The 1,734-nt window shown below is 40.5% G+C and carries 4 protein-coding genes; all 4 read right to left on the bottom strand.

Annotation, left to right across the window (positions count from 1 at the left end; genetic code table 11):
- Positions 1 to 385 precede the first annotated feature (385 nt).
- Positions 386 to 655, bottom strand: coding sequence for a hypothetical protein (locus GA0116948_RS20860; RefSeq protein WP_089715826.1), 270 nt, complete (start codon positions 653 to 655; stop codon positions 386 to 388).
- 79 nt (positions 656 to 734) lie between these two features.
- Positions 735 to 1,031: a hypothetical protein gene (locus GA0116948_RS20855; protein WP_123891888.1), complete on the bottom strand. Its 297-nt coding sequence runs from the start codon at positions 1,029 to 1,031 to the stop codon at positions 735 to 737.
- Between the two features lie 95 nt (positions 1,032 to 1,126).
- Positions 1,127 to 1,546 carry a hypothetical protein gene (locus GA0116948_RS20850; protein WP_123891889.1) on the bottom strand — a complete coding sequence of 140 codons (420 nt, stop codon included), beginning with the start codon at positions 1,544 to 1,546 and terminating at the stop codon, positions 1,127 to 1,129.
- Positions 1,528 to 1,734 (bottom strand): hypothetical protein (locus tag GA0116948_RS21365; RefSeq protein ID WP_170876097.1); only part of this gene is annotated, 207 nt, incomplete at its 5' end. The genes GA0116948_RS20850 and GA0116948_RS21365, both read right to left, overlap by 19 nt.

Here is a 1,734-nt window from a genome sequence, read left to right as displayed (position 1 = left end):
GGAAATTGAATCAGGAAAATATGTAGAAAAATTCAGGCATTCGACAAAGTTAACCTTCAAACCAATACCGCCTTTTTAACTTCCCGGAGGGACACGTCCAATGTGAAAATGATTACAATTTGTACTTAGTAAATTAACTATATGATTCCCTCCATTATGGTTAAAAACTATAAAGCTTTTGGTCGTTGTAAGATTGCAATTAACCTCCAATATAAAAACATTGATAATATTATTAGCTACAACAGTTTCTTTTCTTATTTTTTCCTTCCAATAGCTAGAAATAAAAAGTATACTAGGAATTATTAAAAAAAATAATGGCAGATAAATTCTTTTGAACATTTATAGTGGGTTGTCAAAGGTTAAATTTATTTTGATTTATTTTTTGTCATGGCTTAGGTGGAGAAACCATCTGATCTCTAACTGTTGTTGCAGTTGTAGTTATAACGCCACCTTTAATGCCTTCCATCAATTTATTATAAGTTGAATTTACATTGTTTAAATTTTCCAGCTCTTTTTTAGCATTGGCAACAGCGGAAATTTTTCTTGTAGGCACCGTTCCGGTATTGGCCGCTAATGAATTCTCTGCTTGTTTTAATGTTTTTTCTGCTGACTTGGTACTAAAAAGGGCTTTTGATTCACCTTCTTGTATTGGCATTGCATCAACTGTTAATCAAATCCATTGACTTCGCCTTTAGTTCCCAATTGTTTGGCAGCACTAATGGTTCCGTTTGCAACTACGGTCTTAACCGTAAGCTCACTCCTGCCTCTTCATAGGCAGATAATCCAATGGTGATCGCTCCTGCTGCAGTTGCTGCAGTTGCTTGGATAACATTATAATCCCTCCAAATGGTACCCAACGTTGGTGTTTCTCCTTTAGCTGTAGACTGAACTAATGATGTAGAAATTTGAACGGCGGCATCAACTACAAATCCAATTATTGCTCCAACCAAACAACTAGGGCAGTCGCCTTTAGGATCTGCATTTAAAATAGGGCTATTTTTATTAGATACATAAGGTGACCATCTTTCCATGTTGTTAACGAGGTCATCGCTGCGCGGATCAATTTGCCACCATCTTCCTATTTGTGGGTCCAAGTCCCTCAATTGTGCTTCATATTCATCCAAGCTTAGAGCCGTATCCAATTCAATCCCATTGTACTTGATGGATTATCTTGCTTCATCAAAGCATGACTACTTATCCCCGCCATCGTCAACCCATACGGATAATAATGCGTCTCCTCCAGCAACGGCCCACTAATATGATTCACCACCAAATTATCAAAATACACATCCTGCCCACTCTCATTACTCACGTAAATATAAATAAACCCGGTTGATTTAATGGTCATGGCGCTAACGGCCAAAGTTTGCAGCGCTCCCGGCGATGCCTGTACCTGCCGGTTTCCGCTATTACTGCTTACCATATTGAACTGGTCATCAAACAATACGAAGTTCATGTAGGCTTTAGGTTTGCTTGCATTGTCTTCACTACCCGGGGTTTGTTTAATCTGATCAAACACGCTACTGTTCATAGTAGTGGAGGACATCGGGGAGCTGCTTCCCGTAGGCACATGCGCACCGTCTGCTTGTCCGCCGGTGGCAATGCCTGGAGCAAGGAGGTGATCATGTCCGCAGTGGAGGCGTAGCGGGTATTAGCCCCGGTATTGGTATAATATGCTTTTGTGCCGATGGTGATCACATCACCCGCCATTACACGTAGCACGATAGAAGGTCC

It is taken from the genome of Chitinophaga costaii (genome assembly GCF_900094705.1).
GTDB lineage: Bacteria > Bacteroidota > Bacteroidia > Chitinophagales > Chitinophagaceae > Chitinophaga > Chitinophaga costaii.
Note: the sequence above shows the minus strand (reverse complement) of the source record. Positions and strands in the feature narration are given on the sequence as shown.

What these genes read in the sequence shown, in the direction of transcription:
- GA0116948_RS20860 (WP_089715826.1), bottom strand. Translation starts at nt 655, where the DNA reads ATGCCAATACAAGAAGGTGAATCAAAAGCCCTTTTTAGTACCAAGTCA.
- GA0116948_RS20855 (WP_123891888.1), bottom strand. Translation starts at nt 1,031, where the DNA reads ATGGAAAGATGGTCACCTTATGTATCTAATAAAAATAGCCCTATTTTA.
- GA0116948_RS20850 (WP_123891889.1), bottom strand. Translation starts at nt 1,546, where the DNA reads ATGTCCTCCACTACTATGAACAGTAGCGTGTTTGATCAGATTAAACAA.